Here is a 17,293-nt window from a genome sequence, read left to right as displayed (position 1 = left end):
ATGGCAATGAACAGATTGACCGGCAAGGTCGCTATCGTCACCGGCGCGGCCCAAGGTATCGGCGCCACCTACGCCAAGGCGCTGGCGGCCGAGGGCGCGAAGGTGGTGCTCTGCGATTTGAAGGCGCCTGACGAAACCGCTGCCGCGATCCGCAACAAGGGCGGTACGGCCCTGGCAATCGCTTGCGACGTGACCGACGGTGCCGCGGTGCAAGCCATGGTCGAGGAAGCCGTGGCGCAGTTCAGCGGTGTGCACGTGCTGATCAACAACGCGGCGTTGTTCGCCACCCTGGAACTCAAACCTTTCGAGCAGACCAGCTCGGCGGAATGGGACCGGATCATGGCAGTCAACGTGCGCGGTTCCTTCGAGTGCGCGAAGGCGGTAATGCCGGTGATGCGCCGTCAGGGCTACGGCAAGATCGTCAATATTGCCTCGGCAACGGCTTTCAAAGGCGCGCCGATGATGGCGGCGTATGTCGCGTCGAAGGGCGCGGTGATTGCCCTGACACGCTCGATAGCGCGCGAAGTCGGCGACGCCGGCATCCGCTGCAACTGCCTGGCCCCCGGCCTGACCATGAGCGCCAACGTCCAGGCCAACGCCGCCTGGGCCGGCGACATCGTGCGCAACAACATCGCCAGCCGCTGCATCAAGCGCGAGGCGGTACCGGAAGACCTGGTCGGCGCGCTGCTGTTTCTGGCCAGCGCCGACAGCGATTTCATGAGCGGCCAGACTGTGGTGGTCGACGGCGGCTCGGTGACCCACTGATAGGGGGAGTCCATGCGCAGCCGATATTTCATTGAAAGGGTAAACCGTTATGAATCGTGAACAACAAATCGTTGAGCGTTCGCACGCATACCGCGAGAGCTATCGTGCGTCCACACCCAGCTGGTATCGCGGCGAAATGCACCTGGCTTTCACCCTGCTGTTCACCGGCGGGGTGCTCTGGTACTGCGCCAGCCAGATTGTCGATGCGAGCTGGCAGGAGTGGTTGCTGGTGGTAGTGCCGATGTTCCTGTTCGGCAATTGGGCCGAATGGGCGGGCCACCGTTATTTGCTACACAGCCCTAGGAGCTGGCTCAAGCCGGCCTACAAGCGGCATGTCGCCACCCACCATCAGTTCTTCTCGCACAAGACGCTGGACTATCACGGCCATCAGGATTGGCGCGCTCTGCTGTTTCCCCCATTCGCTCCGGTGTTGTTCGTGATGGCCGCGCTGCCGCTGGCCCTGCTGCTGGGCACGTTATGGACGGCCAACGCCGGCTATATCGCAATGTTGACGATGGCGGCCTACTTCCTGATGTACGAAGGCCTGCACACGCTGTCGCACCTCGAGCATCCGCTGCTCGATGCCATGCCGCTGGTCAACACGGTGCGCCGCATGCATGTCCTGCATCACAACCCGGACTTCATGCACACGCGCAATTTCAACCTGACCTTTCCGATCTGCGATGCACTGTTTGGCACCAGCGACTTGAACAAGGGCGTGCTGGGCACGCTGTTCAATGGCATGTCGGATGCGGCGCGCAAACCCGAGGACCAGGCTCGCGTTGATGCGCAGCAGGTCGAGCGCGCGTCCAAAGCGGCTACCGAACACCAGCTCTGACAGCGACTCAATGAGCGGTCGGTTCTGGTGGTCGACCGCTGCTCGCTGACCCACGGAATACCGGAGGACTCATGCAAAGCAGACATTTCATCGATGGGCAATGGACCGACGCGGGACATTGGGCGGACAGCTTCGACCCGGCCAGCTGCGAGTTGATCGGCCGCTTCGCCGATGGCGGCGAAGCCGAGGCGCAAGCGGCGGTCTCCGCCGCCGCGCGCGCCTTCGCCAACCCGCAGTGGTCACAGAATCCGCGCCTGCGTCAGCAATTGCTGCTGGACTGGGCCGCAGGCCTCAAGGCACGCCAGGAGGAACTGGCGCAGCTGCTCACCCGCGAGAATGGCAAGGCCCTGGTGCAATCGCGCGGCGAGATAGCCGGGGCGATTTCCGAGATTGTCTATTATGCCGGTCTGGCCCGACACAACCCCGGCCATGTGATGGAGGTGGCGCCTGGCGAGTTCTCCAACATGCTGCGTGAACCGGCCGGGGTCGCGGGGCTGATCATTCCATGGAATGCCCCGGCGGTGCTGCTGGTGCGCGCCCTCGCCCCGGCATTGGCGGCCGGCTGCACCGCGGTGATCAAGCCGGCGCCGCAGACCGCGCTATTCAACGCGGCCATGCTCGAGCCGCTATTCGCCCTACCGGGCCTACCGGCCGGCGCGGTCAACCTGTTCGCTGAAACTGGGCATGTCGGCGCGGCGTACCTGGTGGCTTCGCCGCTGGTAGATGTGCTCAGCTTTACTGGCTCCACCGCAACCGGCCAGCGCATCATGCAAGACGCCGCAGCGACCATGAAGAAGCTGTCCCTTGAACTCGGCGGCAAATCCTGTTGCCTGGTCTTCGAGGATACCGACGTCGAGGCTATCGCACCGAAACTGGCGGCAGCAGCAACCATCATTTCCGGCCAACAGTGCACCGCCGCACGGCGCGTGCTGGTGCAGGCCAGCCGTTTTGCCGAGATGAAACGTGCGCTCAGTGCCGCGCTCGGCGAAATCCGCCTGGGCCACGGTTTGGAGGCGGCGACGCAAATGGGCCCGCTGATCGACTGGCAGTCGCGCGACAAGGTCGAGAGGCGCATCGCCGAGGCGCTGGACTGTTGCGACGAGGTGCTGCTGGCCGGCGGCCGCCCGGATGGCGCGCTGAGTCAGGGCGCCTTCCTCGCCCCTGCACTGATCGCCCACCGCGACAGCGGCGCGTTCTTCTGCCAGGAGGAAATCTTCGGCCCGTTGCTGGTGCTGGAGTCCTTCGAAGATGAAGCCGAGGCAGTAGCGCGCGCCAACCATACCGAGTTCGGTCTGTCGGCGAGTGTCTGGACCGGGCAGGGCGCTCGCGCCTGGCGTGTCGCTCGGGCACTGCGCAACGGTACGGTGTGGCTGAACGACCACAACAAATTGTTCGCCGAGGCGGAAACTGGTGGCTACCGCAAGAGCGGTCTGGGGCGCTTGCATGGCGTCGATGCGCTGCTGGATTTCAGCGAGCTCAAACACATTTATCAGAACGTCGGCACGCTCGGTTGAGCGCGCACGCGAGGGTGACCATGGAGCTGCGCCATCTGAAGTATTTTACCTGCCTTTATGAGGAAGGCTCCGTCACCCGGGCTGCGCAGCGCTTGAATATCGTGCAACCGGCGTTGTCGATGCAGATCGCCAGGCTTGAGGAAGAACTCGGGCAGACGTTGTTCGAGCGCAGCTCCAAGGGCATGGCGCCGACCGAGGCCGGCGATCAGGCTTATCGTTTGTTCATGCCGATTCTTGCCCAGCTGCTGGCGGCGCGTCAGGCCCTGATCGACCGTAGCGGCCAGATCGGCGGACGCATCAGTGCCGGGCTGATCGCGTCTGCCGCCAACAACGCGTTGGCCAGCACCCTGGCGCATTTCGTCGAGCATCAGCCACAGGTTGAATTGAGCGTCACCTCGGGCTACAGCCAGGAGTTGATCGCGAAGGTCCTGACCGGCGTGCTGGATTTCGCGGTCATCAACCAAAGCTTTCAGCATGAGCACCTGATCGGCCACGACATTTTCGATGAGGAGCTACTGGTCGCCACCGGTGCAGCCAATCGCCTTAACGGAGCGTTGCCCTTGCCGTTGGCCAGTCTGGCGGGATTCAAACTGGTGCTGCCCTCGCGTCGTCACGGGCTGCGTATGGTCATCGACCAGCACCTTGCCGCCCAGGGCATTGAAGTCACCCCGCAGTTGGAGGTGGACGATCTGGCGGTCATTGAGGACTTCTTGCGTCGCAGCGACTGGGTCAGCGTGCTGCCGGCAACCGTCTTGCATCGCGGATTGCACGAAGGCGCGTTGCGCGCCTATCCGCTGGTCGCGCCGGTGATCAGCCGGCGCATGGTCTGTGTGCACGACGCCCGTCGACCACTGACCCCGGCGGCAATGCTGTTCATCGAGATGATCGGCAAAACCATGACCACCGCACTCGACGCCATCCATTTCTACAAAGAAGGCCCGATAGAGGAAGGCGACCATGAGCGTTCCCAGTAATAGCCGGCCGCAGCGGCTGATCGTAGGAATTTCCGGTGCCTCCGGCGCCGTTTATGGCGTACGTCTACTGGAGCTGTTGCGCGACACGCCGATTGAAACCCATCTGGTGGTCAGCAAGTCGGCGCTGATTACTTTGGCCCATGAAACCGAGATGTCCTGGTCTCAGATCAAGACCCTTGCTGACGTTAGCTACATCAATCAGGACATCGGCGCGGCAATTGCCAGTGGCTCGTTCAAAACCATGGGCATGATCATCGCGCCGTGTTCGATACGCAGCCTGTCAGAAATTGCCAGCGGCGTGACCTCAACGCTGCTGACCCGCGCCGCCGACGTGGTGCTCAAGGAGCGCCGGCGCCTGGTGCTGATGGTTCGCGAGACGCCACTGCACCGCAATCACCTGCGCAGCATGACCGAGTTGGCTGAACTCGGTGCGGTGATCGCGCCGCCAGTGCCTGCGTTCTATGCCAAGCCGACCAGCCTGGATGACATGATCGATCACACTGTAGGAAGGGTGCTGGATATGTTCGATATCGAACTGGGTGTCGTCCGTCGCTGGCGCGAACGACCGGAGCGCGTAGCAACGCTGGATGAGGTGATCGATGGTTGAGTCACATTCGGGGCATTCAGGCGGGGAGGCGCTCCAGGAATTCGCAGATCAGCTGCAAGGTCCGCTCGGTCGCTTCGGTCTGGGGAAAGTGCCGGCAGTTATCCAGCAACACACAGCGGCACGGCCCAGGCACCTGTCGCTGGATGACCATCAGTTGCTCGGGCGTGGCGTAGTGGTCTTCGCGACCCTGAATGACCAGCAGCGGCCTTTCGATATAAGCCAACTGCGCTTCGAGATCGTCCAAGGAAAAGTCCGGGTGCAACCAGCTGTCGCTCCAACCGTGAAAGGCGCCGTCGACATTGGTCCCATGGTGGCGTGTCAGGCGTTCGCGCAATTCGCCCTGATGCCAAACCTCGGTGGTATGGCGAATGCCATCGAGGCTCTCGGTCTCGACAATCACGTGAGGCGCCAGTGCAATGCTGCCCAATACGCGGGGATCATTGGCGGCGGCATAGGCGAGGACAATGGAGGCGCCGTCACTGTGACCGAGCAAAACCACTTGCGGCAGTTGCAAGGCATCGAGCAATTGCCGCAGTTCACGAGGGCCGTCGCTGCTCAGGTAGTTCAGCGGACGCGGCAGGGTTACCGGGCTCGATTGCCCATAACCCTGACGACTGTAGGTGACCACACCGCAACCGCTGGCCTGGGCCAGGCGCTGGGGGAAGTCTTTCCATTGATCGGCGCTGCCGAGGCCTTCGTGCAACAGCACAAGCGTCGGTCGCGATGGGTCAGCCGCAGGAATTTGGCGATATTCCAGGCGCAGCGGCCCAAGTTGCAGAAATTGTTGTGGCGACATGTTGAATCAACGATTGAACAAGGTTGCTCGCAGGTTACCGTAAACGTAACCCTGTCTGCAGCACCACGCTTTGCTTGAGGTACAGAAAACATGCGTCATCTCGATGTTCAGGTGATCGACCAGGCACTGCAATGGGCTCGCGCCGGGCAGGCCCAGTGGCTGTGTACGGTGCTCTCCACCTATGGCTCGGCGCCGCGTGCGCCGGGGGCGATGCTGGTGACCAATGGCTCGGGCGAACACGTCGGCTCGCTGTCGGGTGGCTGCGTCGAGGAGGAGTTTCTCGAAAGCCTGACGCGCGGTGAATTACGCGAACCGGCGCAGATCGTCAGTTATGGCGACAGCGTCGAGCAACGCCACCGTCTGCGATTACCCTGTGGTGGCGTGCTGATCGTGCTGGTCGAGCACCGCGCTGCGAGTCTCGAATGGATCGAGCACCTGGAGAGTCTGCAAGCGGCGTTACTGGGTCAGCGGCGTCTGCTGCGCCATGTCGAGTTGAGCAGCGGAGCCTTGCGCCTGGACGCAGACATCGGACACGGCAGCGAGCGGGTGCAAGTCGTCGACGAGACGGTGCGCATCAGTGTTGGCCCTGCGTTGCGACTGATTCTGGCCGGGCTGTCGCCGGTCGCTGAAGTTTGCGCCAGTTTCGCCCGCGCCATCGGCTGCGAAGTCATCGCCTGCGACCCCCGGGATGAGATGCAGCATGTGCAGCTCGAAGGCGTGGAGATGCAACGCATGCTGCCCTCGATGTACATCGCCGCTGGTGGTTGCCATGCGGCGACTGCGGTGGTGGCGCTGACTCACGATCCTCGAATCGATGATCTGGCGCTGATGGAAGCGGTTCACACCCCGGCGTTTTACATCGGTGCCATGGGTTCTCAGGCAACCTCGGCCAAGCGCGCCGAGCGGCTCAAGCGCATCGGTGGTCTGACGGATGAACAGATTGCCCGTTTGCACATGCCCATCGGCCTCGATCTGGGCAGCAAGGCCCCGGCGGAGATCGCTCTGGCGGTGGTGGCCGATATCCTGCGCGTTTATCACGGCAAAGAACGCCATGCCTTGTAAGGCGGTTTTTCCGACGAACGTGGGGGCTGCGAAAGTCGAGGTAGACGCTCGGTCATTCGCGCGCGATAGTGGTCAGCCAAGTCTGGCTGAACCATGGACCGATCGACGGGCTTGAGAAATAGATAAGCGCCCCGATGATATGCATTGAGGCCGATAACAATATCGCTTCAAGCGAGGAGGAATCTGATGTCGATTGCCCAACGGGTTTTCCACGGCAGGTTTGGCCGGGTCGCCTTGCTGAATATGGATCATTCGCTGGTCACCCATACCCATTCCGAATGCCATGTGCTGGTCAAAGTGTCCGGCGAGGATACTTACTTCAACGTTAAGGGTCGACGGGTTCCGCTCAGTGATCGCACCGCGGTGTTGGTCAACGCCTGGGAGCCGCATTTCTACGATCCGCAGCCGGGTGCCGGTGCCACGCTAATCCTGGCGCTTTACATAGAGCCCGCCTGGCTGGCCACTGCCCAGCAATCGCTGGCGCTCAGCGGTCGGCCGGACTTTTTTGCCCAATCATGCATCGAGCTGTCGAGTCGAAATCGCACCCTGGCCGACATCCTGGTCGCCGAAGCGCATGGTTGTGGGATCGTGCCGAAAGAGCGTTTGGAGTTCATGCTGTTCGACTTCCTGATCGAACTGATCGAGGACTTTTCCAGCTGGCGGCATTTGTCGCTACTGGGTGCGCCCAACACAGGTGAGTTCCGGGATGCGCGCGTGCGCCGTGGCACCGCCTGGTTGCTTGAGCACCTCGATGATCCGAACCCGATCGACAACGCCGCGCGGGCCTGTGGTCTGTCTCGGGCACACTTCTTTGCGCTGTTCAAGAAAGACACCGGCATGACCCCGACCCTGCTGCTTAACGACGCGCGCATGCGCCGGGCTTTTGCCTGGCTGGAGCGTGAGCGCAGTGGCACGTTGGGCCTGTTGTCTGAGAACCTCGGGTTCTCCGAGCAAGGTCATTTCACACGGTTTTTCCGTCAGCACATCGGCGCTTCCCCCAGCCAGTACCGAAGGGTAGTGGATAGCTATGCGGGGGTTTGAATATCGCCTCAATCCTGGCCTGCTCAGGTTATTTCCTGAAATTCAGACTCCGAGGCAAACTTGCAGACGTCCGCGCAAAACTCCATCGCTCAAGGCAAAGCTTTCCCTCGTGCCTTTCTCCCACACTCGGCTCTAATGATAGTGGCTGGGTGTCGTTGGCAGAAGCGTTGGCTATGTCTATAGCCGCTTAACCTTCCCCAGTCACAATACTGAAAATGGCTGGACTCGAGAAAATAAAGACTTTTTACGTATAAATAATTCCTTAAAATAATATTGGACCAGTACTAGTCGACGACTTAGATTCACATTACAAGAAAAGCAAGAACGTGAGTTGAAAAATAATATGGCTAATGATGCGATTCTGGAAACTGTTGGTTTGACCAAAGAGTTCAAAGGATTTATCGCTGTTGAAAATATCAACTTGCGTGTGAAGCGTGGCTCAATTCATGCCCTGATCGGTCCCAACGGTGCCGGAAAGACGACATGTTTTAACTTGCTCACCAAGTTTCTCGATCCTACCCAAGGGACTATTCGCTTCAACGGCCAGGACATCACTCGTGAGCACCCAGCTGCAGTAGCGCGCAGAGGGATGATTCGATCTTTCCAGATATCGGCAGTCTTTCCTCGCCTTACCGTGCGAGAAAACATCTATATTCCGCTACAGCGAAGCCTGGGGACTTCCTTCCATTTCTGGAAGTCGCGCGCTGCACTTGCCGCTCTTGACGATAGAGCGATGGAGTTGCTCGCCCAAGTGGGATTGGAGTCATTCGCCGATCTAGTAGCAATGGAACTGTCCTATGGCCGCAAGCGAGCGCTGGAAATAGCCACCACTTTAGCGCTGGACCCTGAGTTGATGTTGCTCGATGAACCCACCCAAGGCATGGGGCATGAAGACGTCGATTGGGTCATGGAGCTGATCAAGAATGTCGCCGCCAACCGCACTGTCCTGATGGTCGAGCATAACATGAAGGTTGTAGAGGGGATTTGCGACACTATCACGGTACTTGCTCGCGGCAGTGTGCTCGCCGAGGGCAGTTATTCTGAAGTTTCAGTCAATCCACTCGTGGTCGAAGCCTATATGGGGAGTGCCGACAGTGAGCTGCGCTCTCCAGGGAGCCATTGATATGACCAATGCTACCGAATACATGCGAGTTGCCAACTTGCAAGCCTTCTACGGTGAGTCTCACGTTCTCCACGGCATTGACTTCACTGTGAAGCAGGGTGAATGCGTTACTTTGTTAGGTCGCAATGGCGCAGGCCGCACCACCACCTTGCGAGCCATTATGGGGCTCACGGGGAAGCGCCAGGGTTCGATCATAATAGACGGTACTGAAACCATCGATCTATCGCCCCATAAGATTGCGCGCCTGGGTGTGGGTTATTGCCCAGAGGAAAGAGGCATTTATGCCAGTCTTTCGTGTGAGGAAAATCTGCTGTTGCTGCCGCGTTTAGGAAACAATGGAATGTGCCTGGAGGAAATCTATGAGATGTTCCCCAACCTCTACGAGCGTCGTCACAGCCAAGGTACCCGCATGTCGGGTGGTGAACAGCAAATGCTGGCCATGGCCCGAGTCCTGCGCACTGGTGCGCGCCTTCTACTGCTTGACGAGATATCCGAGGGACTTGCACCGGTCATCGTCCAGCGGCTCGCCGAAATCATCCGCCAGCTCAAGAGCAAGGGCTTCACAATCCTTCTGGTCGAACAGAATTCACGTTTTGCCGCCCCCCTCGCGGATCGCATGTATATCGTCGAGCACGGCAAGATTATCGCTGAGATTCACCAGCACGAAGTTGGGCAAAAAAGCGATCTGCTTCAAGAATATTTAGGGATCTAATATCGGCTAAAGCACTTGTCTGGTTTAGACGGTTCCAACGGCGAGCCAAGGGATTTAAAACCCCTACAACGCACCTTCTGGGTACAAGGCTGAAGCGTGTGGCTCTATAAGTTTTCCAGGCTCTTCGGCGAATATCCTACTAATAACAAATCGTCAGGATAAACAATATGGCAACACTCTTCGATGTTCCATTGTCGGCCTTGACAGGCCAACTTATGCTAGGACTGGTTAACGGCTCGTTTTACGCGATCCTCAGCCTGGGCTTGGCAGTTATATTTGGCATGCTTCGCATCATCAATTTCGCGCACGGTGCGTTTTTCATGATGGGAGCGTTTTTTTCATGGATGTGTCTCAATTATTTTGGCGTCAACTATTGGTGGTCATTGTTGCTTGTACCACTCACGGTGGGGATTGTCGGCGTTGTGATCGAACGCGCTCTGCTGCAGTGGTTGTATAAGCTCGATCATCTATACGGTTTATTGCTGACATTTGGGATGGCGCTCATCATCGAGGGCGTTTTCCGTAATGAATTTGGTGTTTCAGGTCAACCCTACGCAGTCCCTGAGGCACTGAAAGGGGCAATGAATCTGGGATTCATGTTTCTACCCGTCTACCGAGGCTGGGTGATTGTTGCCTCGCTTGCCGTATGCGCCCTGACGTGGTTCATGATCGAAAGGACACGCTTGGGGTCATACTTGCGTGCTGCCACGGAAAACCCGGCATTGACCCAGGCCTTCGGCATTAATGTACCTGTCATGGTGATGCTGACTTATGGTTTCGGCGTCGCGCTGGCCAGTTTTGCCGGGGTGCTGGCTGCGCCAGTATTACAAGTCAGTCCCATGATGGGCTCGCAGTTGATTATTGTGGTATTTGCGGTGGTGGTGATTGGCGGGATGGGCTCGATTTTTGGCGCCATTATTACCGGTCTTTCACTCGGCGTGATTGAGGGTTTGGCCAAACTGTTCTATCCGGAAGTTTCCGCAACCATTGTTTTTATTATCATGGCGATCGTCCTGTTATTTCGGCCGGCCGGTCTATTTGGGAGGGCTGAGTAACATGTCATCGAGAACGCGACTATTAGGCTGTATCCTTCTGCTCATCTGCGGTGCTATTGTCCCCTTCGCCATATACCCGATACTGGCCATGAAGGTGCTTTGTTTTGCGCTGTTTGCCTGTGCATTCAATCTTTTGCTTGGCTATACCGGCTTGCTTTCGTTCGGTCATGCCGTCTTTTTCGGCGCAGCCGCTTATGTGAGCGCCTATAGCATCAAGGTGTGGGGCTTCCCGCCCGAGCTGGGGATCCTCACAGCGGTTGTGGCTGCCGCCGTGCTGGGGTTGGGATTCGGCCTGTTGGCGATACGGTGCTCAGGCATCTACTTTGCGATGATCACATTGGCGTTGGCGCAGATGATGTATTTCGTCTTCCTGCAATCTCCGTTCACCGGAGGGGAGGACGGTTTACAAGGTGTGCAGCGCGGGCTGTTATTTGGGTTTATCGACCTCAGCAACGACGTAAATCTGTACTACCTGGTGTTTGCCATCTTTGTTTTTGGCTTCTGGTTGATTCATCGCGTTATCCAGTCTCCTTTTGGCCAGATTCTCAAAGCCATTCGAGAAAACGAGTCGAGGGTGATTTCCCTGGGCTATCAGGCAGCCCGATACAAATTGTTGGCCTTCGTTCTTTCGGCTGCTCTGGCGGGGCTCGCTGGCGGTACCAAAGCCGTGTTGTTTCAGTTCGCGACCTTGAGCGACGCCCATTGGCAGACCTCGGGCGAAGTAGTGCTGATGACCCTGCTCGGAGGCCTGGGCACCATCTTCGGCCCACTGATAGGGGCCGCCATCGTTGTGACTCTGCAGAACGCATTGGCCGATAAGGTGGGCGCGCTCTTGCCAGTCATCATGGGCGTCATTTTCATCGTTTGCGTGCTGCTCTTTCGCCGCGGTATTGCCGGGGAGTTTGCGGCTTTCTACCAAAGCAGGCTGGCGGCAAGGCGCGCTGATGCAAACCGCCGAAAGTCTCTTGGGGCCTCTCGCAAAGGGGGCGGTGCAAGGGGAGCGGATGGTTCGGCGAGGGAGGCGAACCCGTGATGCGGATGTCGAGCATTCAACTTCGAAAAATATAAAAAAACCCGTACTAAACACCCGAATGAAAGAGTAGGAGAAAATAATAATGATCAAACAACTGAATACTCATCTGCGCAAGATCTGCTTCGGGCTGCTGGTAGCCGCTCCGGCCGTGCAAGCCCAGGTTTCAGATGGTGTAGTGCGTATCGGCGTATTGAATGATTTGTCAGGTACCTATGCCGGGCTTTCCGGTCCGGGCTCGGTGTGGGCCGCAAAGCAGGCGGTGGCCGACTTCGAGCCTGAAAAACATGGCCTGAAGGTCGAGGTCGTGGCGGCTGATCACCAGAACAAGCCAGATGTAGGGGCCAGTGTGGCCCGTCGTTGGTTCGATGTGGATAAGGTGGATGTGATCGTCGACGTGCCGACTTCGTCAGTCATCCTGGCCGTCAATGAAGTGGTGAGGGAAAAAAACAAGGTGCTCCTGGTATCCGGTGGCGGCAGTTCCGATCTGACCGGTAAGGCGTGCAGCCCGAACACCATTCATTGGACCTACGACACATGGGCGCTTGCCAACGGTACCGGTAAAGCGGTGGTGGGGAGTGGCGGCAAAAGCTGGTTTTTCATGACGGCGGATTACGCCTTTGGTCACGCATTGGAACGTGATACGGCGTCGGTCGTTGAAAAAAGTGGCGGAACAGTGATGGGCAAGGTTCGCCATCCGTTCCCGGGCACCGATTTTTCGTCTTACTTGTTGCAGGCCCAGGCTTCCGGGGCGCAGATAATCGGGTTGGCAAATGCCGGTGGGGACACCATTGTTGCCGTCAAGCAAGCGTCTGAATTTGGCATCACCGCTGGTGGCCAGAAGCTAGCCGGTTTGTTGGTGTTCATTAGCGACGTGCAAGCGTTGGGCCTGGAGGCGGCACAAGGGTTGATGCTGACTGCTGCCTGGTACTGGGACATGAATGACGCGAGCCGTGAATTCGGTAGAGTATTCGCTGCTGCCAACGGCGGGAAATTTCCGACAATGGCGCAGGCTGGTGTTTACTCCGCCGTCACGAACTATCTGCGAGCAGTTGCCGTCAACAATGACGATGGGAATGGTGCCGAAGTCGTCGCCCGGATGAAGGCGGTCAAAACCGAGGATAAGCTCTTCGGCGAGGGAAGTATTCGTGCCGATGGTCGCAAGATCCACCCACTCTATCTCTTCGAAGTGAAAAAGCCCTCCGAGTCCAAGTACCCTGGCGACTATTACAAGTTGCTGTCCACAATACCTGCCGATGAAGCATTTCGGCCGATGTCCGCAGGCGGTTGCTCGCTTGTTACTTTGAAATAAGCACTGAGGTTTCAAACAGGTCGAGCATTGGCTTGGCCGGTTTAGAACAAAGGGAGAGCTATAGTGCTATTCGCGGTAGCGATATTGGGTGGCTGGATATAAGAGTTAAAACATTTTCCTTGCAAGTTATGGCGCCACAGAGGGCGCCTTGTCAATTATTAAAGTCGCTCGTGCTCGAAGGCCGTCATCACTTCTTTTGCGGTATCAATAAACGACTGCAATAGCGGCGAAGTGTTACTGCTGCGCCATCCAAGCATCACTTTTACCAAGGGCATCTGCCCCTGAATAGGCCGGTATGTAAGGTGCTCAAGGTGAATGCGCTGAACAGAACTCGGTACCAGGGCCAGGCCTACGCCTGAGCTGACGAGGCCCAGGCAGGCATAAATCTGGCCGACCTCCAGTGCCGCGTTGGGTGTGAAACCTGCTTCCGCGCAAAGGCGATAAATCATGGTATGAAAATCGGGAGCCAGTTTGGGCGCGTACAGGACAAAGCGCTCGGTGGCGCACTGACTCAGCGCCACGCTGTCCTGGGACGCCAGCGGGTGGTGCTCCGGGATCGCAAGTACGAAGGGTTCTGTCAGCAGCGTCTCGGTGCTGATTCCGTCGAATTGCGATGTGGGGCGCATGAAGGCGATATCGACATCGCCTCGCAGGAGCGCATCGGCCTGGTCCACCACAGGGAACCAGCGCAGGACCACTTCCACATCCGGGAAGCGTTCGCAAAAGGCGCGGTAAATCGGCGGCAGCAGGGTATAGGACATATGTTCGAAGAAGCCCACGGACAACCGGCCAATCTCTCCGCGTTCGGCGCGTTGAGCCTCCAGTGCCGCGACATCCGTGGCCCGTAGAATCTGCTTGGCATGAATATAAAATACCTGGCCAGCATCTGTAAGTTGCACATGGCGCTTGGTCCGTTGAAATAGCGTTACGCCGAGCTCCTCTTCTAATTGACGAATCTGTTGACTCAGAGGCGGCTGGGCAATGTGCAGTCGTAACGCGGCCTGAGTGAAACTCAGCTCCTCCGCAACTGCAATAAAATAGCGCATGTGCCGCAGGTTCATATTAATACCTTTTTAATATTATTCTTGATCAAATTATATATTGGAAGTCTCGGAAGTCAATTCGTAACATGTCTTCCGTGGCCTCAAGACAGTGGCTCAATACATTGATTCGGCTCTTATCGGAAGACATTTTCTGCCATTTGAAAACGGCGCAACTATAGGAGAGATAAGTTGGATAACAAGATTCTCAAGCGCGCAATCGATAGAGTGTTGACACGCATTGACGCGACCCTCGATCAGCCCGGCCAAGGGTTTCCCCATTACGCCGACCAAACCACTGGTGAATGGACTCGTAGTCCGGCAGGCGACTGGACGGGGGGTTTTGGGTGGGCATGCTTTGGCTTGCCGCCTGGCATACAAAAGAGCCGCGTTACCATGATCAAGCGCGGATCTGGGCCGAGCGCCTTGGGCCACGCGCTTCGTCCCAATCGGCGTTCAAGGGCTTTCTCTTCTGGTATGGCACCGAGCTGGGCGCTGAGCTTCTGAACGACGAAACGGCGCGCAATTTGTCGTTGGCAGGCACTCGCGGATTGCTCGACATGTACAACCCCCAAGCGCAATTGATTCCCTTGGGCAAAGAGGCCGAGGAGGCCTCGGATGTCGGCAGCAACGAGGCAAACATCGATGCGCTGCCAGGGCCGGTTCCTTTATTGATCAAGCATGCGGCAGCGCTTGACTCCCTCGAGATTGCTCGCAATCACCTTCGCCAACATATCGCACTCTGCGTGCGCGATGACGGATCTGTCTGTCAGTCCGCCAGTTTCGATCCGCAAACCGGGGCGTTGCTGCGCCGTTACACCCACAAGGGCATTCACGGCGAAAGCACGTGGACTCGTGCCCAGGCGTGGGCGATGGTTTCCCTCGCTCAGGCGCTCAATCGCGGAGAAATGGAATTCCGAGACGTCGCCATTCAGGTTGCTGACTGGTGGTTGGAACATCAGCCCAAGGACCATGTGGCGTACTGGGACTTCGATGATCCGGCAATTCCCGATACCAGTCGCGACACCTCGGGTGCTGCCATCGCCGCGGCTGCATTGTTAAAGCTTGCTGTCTGCCTGCCGGAAAGACGTGAGCGTTATCGGCAGTCCGCAGAGGCGATCGTCGAGGCATTGGTGCTGCGCTATCAGACCCCGGTCGGTGCCAGCGACTCCCGCCCCGTCGGCATCCTCACCCATGGTTGTTTCAATCGAAAGCTCGGTGTCGCAATGGAAAACGAGTTGATCTGGGGTGACTACTTTCTTTTCGAAGCACTGTTGGTACTCGACGGTCGCCTGGCTTCCGAGCGGGTATGAGCACACAAATCAGTCACAAGGAGACAGCCATGCCTGAGTTCAATAGTCCTCATCGCGGAGAGGTTTCGTCCCTCATCGGCACGCAGACCAGCTACACCCGCACAGTCAGTGAATACGATATCTACGCGTTTGCCGGGATCAGCGGTGACAACCATCCCAATCATGTCGACGAGGAGTATTGCAAGCGCGTCGGCTTGGGCGCTCGGGTGGCCCAGGGGGCAATGTTGGTGGGTTACATCGCTGGCGCCGTTACCAAGTACCTGGGGCTGATCGACCGCCCGGCCGTTTCCTACGGATACGACCGGGTACGTTTCACCCAGTCCGTATTCATAGGTGACACCTTGACCGTGAGCTACCGCATCGCCCGTGCCGATGATGAGAAGAAGCGGCTTTGGGCAGAGGCGGTACTGACCAACCAGCACGGCGACACCGTGTGCGTCGGCACCCACATCATTCACTTCCAAGAGTAACGCCCTCGGCACTCATAAAAACAAGAGGAGAGTGTAATGACCAAAATATGCTCGGCTGCCGAGGCCGTGGCCGATATTCAGTCTGGCCAGACGGTTGGCTGTGTCGGTGTTATCGGATGGCTCACGCCGGATACCTTGCTGCAGGCGCTGGCGCAGCGTTTCGAGGAGAGTGCCTCGCCCCGGGATCTGACTTTTTTCTTTCCGGTCAGCGTTGGCGACGCGATGGACATCCGCGGGATGGATCATGTCGCGATAGAAGGCTTGATGAAGCGCGTCATCTCGGGCAACTACATCAATACGCTGGATCCGAAGACCGGAAAACGTCCGCAAATGATGCGCTTGATCCGCGAGAACAAGGTCCAAGCCTATTGCTGGCCCATCGGCGCGACCATGCATTGGCTCCGGGAAGTGGCGCGCCGCGGTCCGGGTTACCTCACGCGCATCGGCCTGGGTAGTTACATCGACCCGCGCCAGCAAGGGGGTAAATATACGGCGTGCGCTGAGGAAGATCTGGTCAAGCTGGTGGAGTTCGAAGGCCAGGAATATCTGTTTTATCCCGCTCAGCCAGTGGACGTAGCCTTGCTGCGCGCAAGCAGTGCCGATGAGTACGGCAACCTCAGCTTCGAAGACGAGCCGATCACTTCCAGCGCCTTGGCCATGGCGCTCGCGGTTAAGGCCTGTGGCGGCACAGTGATCGCGCAGGTCCGCAAGATCGTCCCCCGCCAGGCGCGGCCGGTGCACGCTGTGCGTGTTCCCGGCGAACTGGTGGATCGTGTTGTCGTTGCCCCTCAAGCCATGATGACCACCGAGGTCGTGTATGACGACAGCTACCTGGGGGGGCAGCTCTTTCCTGGTGGCTGCACGGCAGTACTGCCTGCCGGTGCCGACAAGATTATCGCCCGGCGGGCGGCTTGCGAGATTCGTCCGGGCGTGCCGAGCATCTTTGGCTTCGGCGCATCTTCCGATATCCCGAGCGTGATGATGGAAGATGGCGCCTTCGATGGCGACGGACTCCTGCGTCACCGCTTTACGACGGAGCACGGTCCGTTCGGTGGCATCGTCATGAGTGGCTGGCAGTTCTCCGCCAATAAGTATCCGGAGGCGCTGCTCGATGGCCCGGCCCAGTTCGACTTCATCAATGGCGGCAACTGCAAGGTCGCAGCGCTGGCGTTCGCCCAGTTCGATGAAAACGGCAACGTCAACGTCAGCCGATTCGGCGCTGCGAACCCGGGGCCTGGCGGGTTCATCGATATCGCCTACAACGCTGAAACCTTGATTTTCACCGGCACCTTCACGACCGGTGGGCTGGAGGTGGCGTACGAGGGTGGCGAGTTGCGCATCGTGCGTGAGGGATCGGTACGCAAGTTCGCCCGCCACGTGCAGGAAATTACCTATCCGGTGCGCCTCAACGTCGCCACCCGTGGCCAGCGCGCCATGCTCATCACCGAGCGGGCGGTGTTTGCCATCGAGCCCGAAGGGCTGGTGCTGACGGAAATCGCTCCCGGGATCGACCTGCAAAGCCAGGTACTCGATCTGATGGACTATGCCCCGATGCGCATAGCCGACCCCTTGCCCCTGATGAATGCGGCCGTGTTCAAGTCCTGAGCACGCCATCGTCGCGCCAATAAACGAGGAGATTCC

At 58.4% G+C, this 17,293-nt stretch carries 16 protein-coding genes and 1 pseudogene; 15 read left to right on the top strand and 2 right to left on the bottom strand.

What is annotated here, in order from left to right; translation table 11 throughout:
* Positions 1-6 precede the first annotated feature (6 nt).
* The 5 genes from RHM69_RS10100 (at position 7) to RHM69_RS10080 (ending at position 4,698) form a co-directional block, all read left to right on the top strand.
* The gene (locus RHM69_RS10100) at positions 7-765 is read left to right on the top strand and encodes an SDR family NAD(P)-dependent oxidoreductase (RefSeq protein WP_017737792.1); all 759 of its coding nucleotides are present in this window, start codon (positions 7-9) and stop codon (positions 763-765) included.
* A gap of 49 nt (positions 766-814) precedes the next feature.
* Positions 815-1,603 carry a fatty acid hydroxylase gene (locus tag RHM69_RS10095; RefSeq protein WP_017737791.1) on the top strand — a complete coding sequence of 263 codons (789 nt, stop codon included), beginning with the start codon at positions 815-817 and terminating at the stop codon, positions 1,601-1,603.
* Positions 1,604-1,674: 71 nt separating this feature from the next.
* Complete coding sequence (locus RHM69_RS10090; RefSeq protein ID WP_017737790.1) at positions 1,675-3,117, top strand: aldehyde dehydrogenase family protein; 1,443 nt, start codon at positions 1,675-1,677, stop codon at positions 3,115-3,117.
* Positions 3,118-3,137: 20 nt separating this feature from the next.
* Positions 3,138-4,091 (top strand): LysR family transcriptional regulator, encoded by a 954-nt coding sequence (locus RHM69_RS10085; protein WP_069556813.1) that lies wholly within the window; start codon positions 3,138-3,140, stop codon positions 4,089-4,091.
* The gene (locus RHM69_RS10080) at positions 4,075-4,698 is read left to right on the top strand and encodes a UbiX family flavin prenyltransferase (RefSeq protein ID WP_026136920.1); all 624 of its coding nucleotides are present in this window, start codon (positions 4,075-4,077) and stop codon (positions 4,696-4,698) included. The genes RHM69_RS10085 and RHM69_RS10080 overlap by 17 nt, the downstream gene beginning before the upstream one ends.
* A 16-nt stretch (positions 4,699-4,714) precedes the next feature.
* Here RHM69_RS10080 and RHM69_RS10075 read toward each other — a convergent pair whose 3' ends face one another.
* The gene (locus RHM69_RS10075; RefSeq protein ID WP_069556814.1) at positions 4,715-5,494 is read right to left on the bottom strand and encodes an alpha/beta fold hydrolase; all 780 of its coding nucleotides are present in this window, start codon (positions 5,492-5,494) and stop codon (positions 4,715-4,717) included.
* A 90-nt stretch (positions 5,495-5,584) separates the two neighbouring features.
* On the opposite strand from RHM69_RS10075, the gene RHM69_RS10070 reads away from it, so the two are divergent.
* The 7 genes and pseudogenes from RHM69_RS10070 to RHM69_RS10040 all read left to right on the top strand — a co-directional run bounded on the left by RHM69_RS10070 (position 5,585) and on the right by RHM69_RS10040 (position 12,829).
* Positions 5,585-6,556: an XdhC family protein gene (locus tag RHM69_RS10070; RefSeq protein WP_069556815.1), complete on the top strand. Its 972-nt coding sequence runs from the start codon at positions 5,585-5,587 to the stop codon at positions 6,554-6,556.
* Positions 6,557-6,742: 186 nt separating this feature from the next.
* Positions 6,743-7,597 (top strand): helix-turn-helix transcriptional regulator, encoded by an 855-nt coding sequence (locus RHM69_RS10065; protein ID WP_069556816.1) that lies wholly within the window; start codon positions 6,743-6,745, stop codon positions 7,595-7,597.
* 343 nt (positions 7,598-7,940) lie between these two features.
* The gene (locus RHM69_RS10060) at positions 7,941-8,720 is read left to right on the top strand and encodes an ABC transporter ATP-binding protein (protein WP_069556817.1); all 780 of its coding nucleotides are present in this window, start codon (positions 7,941-7,943) and stop codon (positions 8,718-8,720) included.
* 1 nt (position 8,721) lies between these two features.
* The gene (locus RHM69_RS10055; RefSeq protein ID WP_069556818.1) at positions 8,722-9,432 is read left to right on the top strand and encodes an ABC transporter ATP-binding protein; all 711 of its coding nucleotides are present in this window, start codon (positions 8,722-8,724) and stop codon (positions 9,430-9,432) included.
* Between the two features lie 167 nt (positions 9,433-9,599).
* Positions 9,600-10,487 (top strand): branched-chain amino acid ABC transporter permease, encoded by an 888-nt coding sequence (locus RHM69_RS10050; protein ID WP_069556819.1) that lies wholly within the window; start codon positions 9,600-9,602, stop codon positions 10,485-10,487.
* A 1-nt stretch (position 10,488) separates the two neighbouring features.
* Positions 10,489-11,385: pseudogene (locus tag RHM69_RS10045) on the top strand (branched-chain amino acid ABC transporter permease); the annotation flags it as partial.
* Between the two features lie 217 nt (positions 11,386-11,602).
* A complete protein-coding gene (locus tag RHM69_RS10040; protein ID WP_069556821.1) occupies positions 11,603-12,829 on the top strand; it encodes an ABC transporter substrate-binding protein in 1,227 nt (408 codons plus the stop codon).
* Positions 12,830-12,987: 158 nt separating this feature from the next.
* On the opposite strand, the gene RHM69_RS10035 is transcribed toward RHM69_RS10040, so the two are convergent.
* A complete protein-coding gene (locus tag RHM69_RS10035) occupies positions 12,988-13,890 on the bottom strand; it encodes a LysR substrate-binding domain-containing protein (protein WP_069556822.1) in 903 nt (300 codons plus the stop codon).
* Positions 13,891-14,216: 326 nt separating this feature from the next.
* Here RHM69_RS10035 and RHM69_RS10030 point away from each other — a divergent pair, with 326 nt between their 5' ends.
* Genes RHM69_RS10030 through RHM69_RS10020 form a run of 3 tightly spaced genes read left to right on the top strand, consistent with a single transcriptional unit; the run spans position 14,217 to position 17,257 of the window.
* On the top strand, positions 14,217-15,182 hold the full coding sequence (locus tag RHM69_RS10030; RefSeq protein WP_416151973.1) for a hypothetical protein: 966 nt from the start codon (positions 14,217-14,219) through the stop codon (positions 15,180-15,182).
* Positions 15,183-15,211: 29 nt separating this feature from the next.
* A complete protein-coding gene (locus tag RHM69_RS10025) occupies positions 15,212-15,652 on the top strand; it encodes a MaoC family dehydratase (protein WP_069556824.1) in 441 nt (146 codons plus the stop codon).
* A 36-nt stretch (positions 15,653-15,688) separates the two neighbouring features.
* Positions 15,689-17,257: an acyl CoA:acetate/3-ketoacid CoA transferase gene (locus RHM69_RS10020; RefSeq protein ID WP_069556825.1), complete on the top strand. Its 1,569-nt coding sequence runs from the start codon at positions 15,689-15,691 to the stop codon at positions 17,255-17,257.
* The last annotated feature ends 36 nt before the right edge of the window (positions 17,258-17,293 follow it).

The organism is Pseudomonas sp. CCI1.1 (assembly GCF_034348165.1).
In the GTDB taxonomy this organism is placed as follows: Bacteria; Pseudomonadota; Gammaproteobacteria; order Pseudomonadales; family Pseudomonadaceae; genus Aquipseudomonas; species Aquipseudomonas paracarnis.
The sequence above is the reverse complement of the archived record's forward strand: the minus strand, read 5'-3'. Positions and strand labels throughout refer to the sequence as shown.

What these genes read in the sequence shown, in the direction of transcription:
- RHM69_RS10100 (WP_017737792.1), top strand. Translation starts at nt 7, where the DNA reads ATGAACAGATTGACCGGCAAGGTCGCTATCGTCACCGGCGCGGCCCAA.
- RHM69_RS10095 (WP_017737791.1), top strand. Translation starts at nt 815, where the DNA reads ATGAATCGTGAACAACAAATCGTTGAGCGTTCGCACGCATACCGCGAG.
- RHM69_RS10090 (WP_017737790.1), top strand. Translation starts at nt 1,675, where the DNA reads ATGCAAAGCAGACATTTCATCGATGGGCAATGGACCGACGCGGGACAT.
- RHM69_RS10085 (WP_069556813.1), top strand. Translation starts at nt 3,138, where the DNA reads ATGGAGCTGCGCCATCTGAAGTATTTTACCTGCCTTTATGAGGAAGGC.
- RHM69_RS10080 (WP_026136920.1), top strand. Translation starts at nt 4,075, where the DNA reads ATGAGCGTTCCCAGTAATAGCCGGCCGCAGCGGCTGATCGTAGGAATT.
- RHM69_RS10075 (WP_069556814.1), bottom strand. Translation starts at nt 5,494, where the DNA reads ATGTCGCCACAACAATTTCTGCAACTTGGGCCGCTGCGCCTGGAATAT.
- RHM69_RS10070 (WP_069556815.1), top strand. Translation starts at nt 5,585, where the DNA reads ATGCGTCATCTCGATGTTCAGGTGATCGACCAGGCACTGCAATGGGCT.
- RHM69_RS10065 (WP_069556816.1), top strand. Translation starts at nt 6,743, where the DNA reads ATGTCGATTGCCCAACGGGTTTTCCACGGCAGGTTTGGCCGGGTCGCC.
- RHM69_RS10060 (WP_069556817.1), top strand. Translation starts at nt 7,941, where the DNA reads ATGGCTAATGATGCGATTCTGGAAACTGTTGGTTTGACCAAAGAGTTC.
- RHM69_RS10055 (WP_069556818.1), top strand. Translation starts at nt 8,722, where the DNA reads ATGACCAATGCTACCGAATACATGCGAGTTGCCAACTTGCAAGCCTTC.
- RHM69_RS10050 (WP_069556819.1), top strand. Translation starts at nt 9,600, where the DNA reads ATGGCAACACTCTTCGATGTTCCATTGTCGGCCTTGACAGGCCAACTT.
- RHM69_RS10040 (WP_069556821.1), top strand. Translation starts at nt 11,603, where the DNA reads ATGATCAAACAACTGAATACTCATCTGCGCAAGATCTGCTTCGGGCTG.
- RHM69_RS10035 (WP_069556822.1), bottom strand. Translation starts at nt 13,890, where the DNA reads ATGAACCTGCGGCACATGCGCTATTTTATTGCAGTTGCGGAGGAGCTG.
- RHM69_RS10025 (WP_069556824.1), top strand. Translation starts at nt 15,212, where the DNA reads ATGCCTGAGTTCAATAGTCCTCATCGCGGAGAGGTTTCGTCCCTCATC.
- RHM69_RS10020 (WP_069556825.1), top strand. Translation starts at nt 15,689, where the DNA reads ATGACCAAAATATGCTCGGCTGCCGAGGCCGTGGCCGATATTCAGTCT.